Consider the following 6,550-nt stretch of genomic DNA (forward strand, 5'->3'; position numbering starts at 1 on the left):
CGCAGTGGCTCGAAAGCTCCACGGTAAGCCCGCGCAGGTCTTCGGGTCTGGCCACGGCGCGCGATGCCAGCCCAAGTCTGGAGAGAATTCCCATTGCTCTTGCGCGCCATGGTACCGCTTCGACGGGTGGTTTGGGAAATCGCGTGGGGAGCGGGTGCCTCTGCGCGTTGCACCGTAGGGGCGGGGTCTACCCGCCCTTCTTCGAAAGACAGGGCGGGTAGACCCCGCCCCTACACGGAATGATTCCCTATGCCGGCGTCGCACTCGCGCCGTTGCCGTTCTGACCGCTGAACTGGAGCTCGTAGAGCTTGGCGTAGACGCCGCCTTCGGCGAGCAGGCTCTCGTGATTTCCCTGCTCGATCAGGTGACCGTGGTGGAGAACCATGATGCGGTTCACGCCCAGGATGGTGGAGAGCCGGTGGGCGATGATGATCGAGGTCCGGCCGCGGATGAGCCGAGCGGTGGCGCGCTGGATGAGCCGCTCGGTCGAGGCGTCGATGTTGGCGGTGGCCTCGTCGAGGACGACGACCTCCGGGTCGTAACAGAGCAGGCGGGCAAAGGCGATGAGCTGTCGCTCGCCGGCCGAGAGATTGCCGCCGCGCTCGGTGATCGGGGTGTCGAGTCCCTGGGGGAGCTTGTCGAGAAACTCCTCGCAGCCCAGCTCCTCGAAGATCCGGCGCGCGTTGGCGCGGCGCTCTTCCTCGCTCATGGACTCGGGCATGAAGAGGTTATCGAGCACGCTGCCCGAGAAGAGGAACACGTCCTGGGGGACGACGCCCACACAGCGGCGGATCTCCTGCGCGGGCAGCTCGTTGATCGGGTTCCCGTCGAGCAGGATGCGCCCCTCTTCCAGGGGGTAGTAGCGCACCAGCAGGTTAATGAGCGTCGTCTTTCCCGAGCCCGTCGCGCCGACGACCGCCACGCTCTGTCCGGGCTCGATATCGAAGGAGACGTCCTTCAGGGCCTGCGCGTCCACGTTGTAGCCGAAGCTCACGTGATCGAATGTAATCGACCCGCCCAGTGGCTTGTGCTGCAACAGGTCCTTGTCGTGACCGGCGAGCAGCTCGTCGTCGTTGAGCTCGGGGCGCTCGTCCATGAGTGTGAAGATGCGCTCGGCCGACGCCATCGCCAGCAGCAGGATATTGAACTTGTCGGTAAAGGTGCGGATGGGGAAGTAGATTTGCTGAGCGTAATAGAGGAACGCGGTGATCGTTCCCACCGTGGTGATGCCTGCCAGTGCCGACTGCCCGCCGATCCACAGGATCGCCGCGCCCATGAGGCCCGCGAAGGACGTGGAAATGGGCAGGAAATAGCTCTGCGTGCGGATCAGTGAGACCTGCGTGTCGGTGTACTGATCGACCACGGCGCGGAACTCGGCGTTGCGATCGGCTTCGCGCGAGAAGAGCTGCGTGACTGCCATGCCGGTGATGTTTTCGTTGAGAAACGCATTGATGCGCGCGATCAGCCGCTTGGCCTCGCGCAGCACGACGCGGATCCAGCGCGAGACCATGCCGATCAGGAAGAACAGCGGCGGAAACACCAGGCACACCCACGCGGCCAGATGCGAATCGAGCACGAACATCGCCACGATGATGCCGCCGATCAGGAAGGTGTCGTTGATGAGCTGGACGAAGCCGCCGGCAAAGAGCTCGTTGAGCGAGGCGATGTCGTTGGTCACGCGGGTAACGAGGCGCCCCACCGGGTTCTTGTCGTAGTAGCGAATCGGAAGGCGCTGCACGTGGGCGAACAGGTCACGCCGGATGTCGAACATCACGCGCTGGCCGATCCAGGTGAACAGGTAGCCCTGCGTCGCGCTGACGGTAGCGTAGGCGGTGACCAGCACGAAGATGATCAGGCCGTACCGATAGAGCCGCTCGCCGTCCATGGGCGTAAGAACATTGTCGACAAAGTTGCGCAGCACCATCGGGATGGCGAGTACGAGACCCGTGTTGGCCAGCAGCAGCACAGTGGCGACGACCACCATCTTCCAGTACGGCTTCAGGAACACGAGCAGCCGCCGCAGCATCTGGGCGTCGGCGCTGCCGAAGCGGACGAGGTCCTCGGCGTAGAACTGCGATTCTTCGCTCACGCGCGCACCTCCGCTTCCAGGGCCTCGGCCTCCAGCGCTGCTTCGAGCTGCTGGCGGTGGTAGAGCTCGGCGTAAATGCCGCCCTGGGCGAGCAGCTCATCGTGCCGGCCTTCCTCGACGAGTTTGCCGCCATCGAGCACCAGAATCCGATCGGCCCGCTGGGTGGCGGTGAAACGGTGCGAAATCAGAATGGCCGTGCGCCTTTGTGCGTAGGAGAGCAGGTGTTCGAGGATCGCTTCCTCGGTGCGCGCGTCCACGGCCGAGAGGGTGTCGTCGAAGATGACAACGGGCGGCTGGCGCACCAGCGCCCGCGCCAGTGTCAGGCGCTGCTTCTGCCCGCCCGAGAGATTGATCCCGCGCTCGCCGAGCATGGTGTCGTAGCCGTGGGGCAGGCGGTCGATCTCGCCGGAGAGATCGGCGTCCCTGGCGGCCTGCCGCACCCACTCGGGCGGGGCCTCTCCCTCGGCCAGACGATAGCTGCCGCTTCCGTCATCGATGGCGCCCATGGCGATGTTGCGGGCGATGGTCTCAGAGAAAAGGAACGGCTCCTGTGGGACGAAGCCGATGGACTCGCGAAGCTGCTTGAGCGGGATGTCATTGATGTCGTGGCCGCCGATGCGGATCTGCCCGCGTCCGACCGGATACAGATGGGCGAGCAGCTTCACCAGTGTCGACTTGCCCGAGCCGATCTTGCCCACCAGCGCGATGGTCTCGCCGGGGGCCACGTTGAAGCTGACGCCGTTCAAGGCCTCGCCCGCGCCGTCGTATGCGAAGTGCAGGTCGCGCACCTCGATGCTGCCGGCAAGGGGCTCGTAGGATTTCTCGTCGAAGCGGATTTCCCCCTCGGCCGGCAACAGCTCGCCGCGGGCGATGGGGGGCTCGGCCGCCGGGTCACCCTCGTCGATGACGTCGGGGGCCTCGTTGATGACTTCCAGGATGCGCTTGGCGCTGGCCTTGCCGCGCTGGCGCAGCGTGATGGTCCAGCCGATGGCGACCATGGGCCACGACAGGCGGGAGATGTAGCGCTGCATCGCAACCCACATGCCCACACTGAGTGCGCCGCTCAAAACCTGGCCGCCGCCGGCAATGACCAGCAGCATCAGGCCCACGTTGACCGAGTAGTGCATGATGGGTTCCATCAGCACCTGGGCCTTGGCCAGGTGGAGGTTCGCATCGACGTACTCGTCGTTGACGGTCTCAAATTTCTTTTCTTCGGCGCGCTCGCGCACGTAACCCTTCACCACGCGAATGCCCGAGAAGGCTTCCTGCACCACGCTCGATACAGCGGAGAATCCTTCCTGCACGCGGCGCATACGCTGCTCGAGAACCTTGCCCATTTTCACGATGACGATGGGAATGATCGGCAAGGGGATGAACACCATCAGGGTGAGCTTCCAGTTGAGGTAGAGCATCAGCGGCGGGACGGTGAGCAGGTAAAAGATCGCGTCGAGCGAGATGAGCGTGCCCGGGCCCAGCGCCATGCGCACCGCTTCGTGGTCGTTGGTCGCGCGGCTCATCAGGTCGCCCGTGGGAGAGCGTCCGAAAAAACGCGGCGAGAGTTTGAGCAGCTTCGAGAAGAAGGATGTCTTGATGTCGCGGTCGGTCTCGTAACTGGTGGCGATGAACGCCATGCGCCAGACGTAGCGGAAGGCTCCCATGATGACGAAGGCCGCCAGGTAGGCCCCCGCGATGAGCTCGAGCCGGTTCTGGGCCTCCGGGTCAAGTCCCGTCCACTGGAAGGGGAAGAGCCCCTCGTGAGCGAGCGGGGTAATCACCATGTGAGCGGTAACCAGGTCGATGGCTGCAGCAGTGAGCAGCGGCGTGGCCAGGTCGAGCAGGTCGACGATCAGCAGACTCACGAAACCGCGGGCGTACTTCCAGCGGTATTTGTCCAGGAAGTGGCGAAAGAGTTCGCCCCCCTGCAGGGACTCCACGTCCCGTGCTTCTTTGAGTTTGCTGCTCACTGATGAAACCGCCCCGCGTGTGGGTTCTCATCTTAGTCCCGCCCGGACAATGGCCAAGCGGAACGCAGAAAAAAGGGGCGACCCGGTGGGTCTGCTCCAGATGAAAGAAGGGGTGACCCATTGGGTCACCCCTTGTAGATCAACTCAGTGGGATGCCGGGAGCCGCGAAAGCGGTTCGCTAGTTCTTGCCGTGGGGACCGTAGCCGAAGGTGCTGTCGTAGTCGTGGTAGACCTTTTCGCCGCGGCTCATGAGCAGCTTGATGTCGTGGACGCGGCGGTCGTAGTAGGCCTCGTCGATGATGCCCGAGTCCATGCGGATGGCATCGCACGGGCAGGCCTCCACGCAGTAGCCGCAGAAGACGCAGCGCATGATGTCGATGTCGTAGCGCAGCGGCTTCTTCTCGACCTCTTCCTCGGTCTCTTCGGCGACGATGTGGATGCACTGCGAGGGGCAGTTCGTCGCGCAGAGCATGCAGGCGGTGCAGCGCACCGAGCCGTCGGTGTGTGACATCAGGCGGTGGAAGGTGCGGTAGTTGGCCGGCAGCTTGGCGCGCTGGTAGGGATAGTCGATGGTCACGATGCCGCGCTCGATGGGCATCATGCGTCCGAGCAGCGGGATCGAGCGCATTTTCTGGAGCACCGGCAGCACGCCGGGAATGCGCTTGCCCCACTCGAAGGCCAGGTTTCGGAGCATGTGGCCGAGCGTGTAGGCCAGACCCTTGCCGATCTCGACGAGGTAGATCTTCTCCAGGAAAGTGAACTCCCGGCGGCGGACTGTGACGACTCCAACAGGCATGGTGCTTTTTCCCGTTTTTCCCTGGCAGGCCCGAAAAAGCGCGGGCTGCCTTGCGTGGAGCGGACTCTAGACGCAGCCGCCCGGACCGGCAAGGGTTGTCCCGGCCGGCCGCCGGACTGCTTCCGATTTTCCAGGCCAAAGCCTACCGGTATAGTGGGAAAAGGTGAATCGGCGCTCCAAGGCCTTAAAATCCCTAGTGGATTCGGATGATTTCTCACATCGGGCTGCCTAGAAACTAAATCCTAGTCATTTGCTGGGATTTGGGGCTTTGCTGCATAATGCGCCGCGTGATGGAGAGCCAGATCGCTCTTCTGACCACTCTCCGGCCGCCTTGGGTGCCTGACTGCTTCACAAGCTGCCCCGAAGATCACCCTGCCGCGCACCACAACGGTGGCGCGCTGCATCAGTGAAGACAGCAGCGGCAATCTCACCGGGAAACGGGCGGGCCGGACCGGCTCCGAATTTTTGTAGGAAAGAGAACTGAACCGATGGCTGTTACCGAAATCGAAGTCCCGCAGATGATCTGGGACGAGATCGACTACTTCGCGACCGAGGTCGAGCGCTTCAAGAGCAAGCAGCTCGAAGAAGAAGCCTTCAAGGGATTCCGTCTGCACCACGGCATCTACGGACAGCGCCAGGAAGGCGTGCAGATGGTGCGCGTAAAAATTCCCTACGGCCGTCTCAATGCCGACCAGCTCGAGCGCATTGCCGAAGTCGCCGAGAAATACACCGACGGCATCATGCACGCGACCACGCGCCAGGACATTCAGATCCACTGGATGAAGATCGACGACATCGTCGAGATGATGAAGGACTTCGCCCGCGTCGGCCTGACCACGCGCGAGGCCTGCGGCAACTCGGTTCGCAACGTGACGGCCACGCCCTATGCCGGCGTGCATCCCAAGGAAGCGTTCGACACCTCCGCCTACGCGCACGAGGTGGCCTACCACCTGATGCGCCACGATCTCACGCAGCACCTGCCGCGCAAGTTCAAGGTGGCCTTCTCGGGCAGCGAGGATGAGGACGGCGGCATCGTCGCCATCCACGACATCGGCGCGGTGGCGACGGTGAAGGACGGTCAGAAGGGCTTTATCCTCTACGGCGGCGGCGGCCTTGGCGCAACGCCGGTGCTGGCGGAGAAAGTTGCCGACTTCATCCCCGCCACGCTCATCATGCCTGCCTGCGAGGCGCTGGTGCTCATCCACCACCACCACTCCAACCGCAAGAACCGCATGCAGGCGCGCATGAAGTTCGTGCTCAAGGACATGGGCACCGAAAAGTTCAAGGCGCGCTTCGAAGAACTCTATGAAGAGCGCAAGAAGCTCTGGCTCGAAGAGCATGGAGAGAACTGGGAGCCCAAGGTGCTCTCAGAGATCGAAGTAAACCTGCCGGCCGAAGAGCCCTACGAGTGGCAGGCCAACGGCGACCCCGAGTTCTACGAGTGGTACCAGATGAACACCATGCCGCAGAAGCAGCAGGGTTACTCGCTGGCCAACCTTCGCCTGGAGCGCGGCGACTTCGACGCCGCCCAGGGTAAGGCACTTGCGGAGCTGTGCCGCAAGTACATGCACGATTCCATCCGCGTGACGCAGGACCAGAACCTGCTCATTCGCGGCGTCAAGACCAAGGACCTCAAGGACCTGCACGCAGGGCTCAAGGCCATCGGCATGGCCAATCCCGGCGCGCTGCGTCTGCGTAACG

General features: G+C 63.3%; 4 protein-coding genes. 1 reads left to right on the plus strand and 3 read right to left on the minus strand.

Going from position 1 to position 6,550, the window contains the following annotated elements; genetic code table 11:
- Positions 1–247: 247 nt before the first annotated feature.
- From KDH09_19360 to KDH09_19370, 3 genes are all read right to left on the minus strand, one after another.
- Positions 248–2,089 (minus strand): ABC transporter ATP-binding protein, encoded by a 1,842-nt coding sequence (locus KDH09_19360; protein MCB0221865.1) that lies wholly within the window; start codon positions 2,087–2,089, stop codon positions 248–250.
- Positions 2,086–4,053: an ABC transporter ATP-binding protein gene (locus tag KDH09_19365; protein ID MCB0221866.1), complete on the minus strand. Its 1,968-nt coding sequence runs from the start codon at positions 4,051–4,053 to the stop codon at positions 2,086–2,088. The genes KDH09_19360 and KDH09_19365 overlap by 4 nt, the downstream gene beginning before the upstream one ends.
- Before the next feature lie 178 nt (positions 4,054–4,231).
- Positions 4,232–4,747: a 4Fe-4S dicluster domain-containing protein gene (locus tag KDH09_19370; GenBank protein ID MCB0221867.1), complete on the minus strand. Its 516-nt coding sequence runs from the start codon at positions 4,745–4,747 to the stop codon at positions 4,232–4,234.
- Between the two features lie 590 nt (positions 4,748–5,337).
- Between KDH09_19370 and KDH09_19375 the strand changes: the two genes are divergently transcribed.
- A partial coding sequence (locus KDH09_19375; protein MCB0221868.1) for a nitrite/sulfite reductase occupies positions 5,338–6,550 on the plus strand: 1,213 nt, incomplete at its 3' end.

This window comes from Chrysiogenia bacterium (assembly GCA_020434085.1).
Lineage (GTDB): Bacteria > JAGRBM01 > JAGRBM01 > JAGRBM01 > JAGRBM01 > JAGRBM01.

What these genes read in the sequence shown, in the direction of transcription:
- KDH09_19370 (MCB0221867.1), bottom strand. Translation starts at nt 4,747, where the DNA reads ATGCTCCGAAACCTGGCCTTCGAGTGGGGCAAGCGCATTCCCGGCGTG.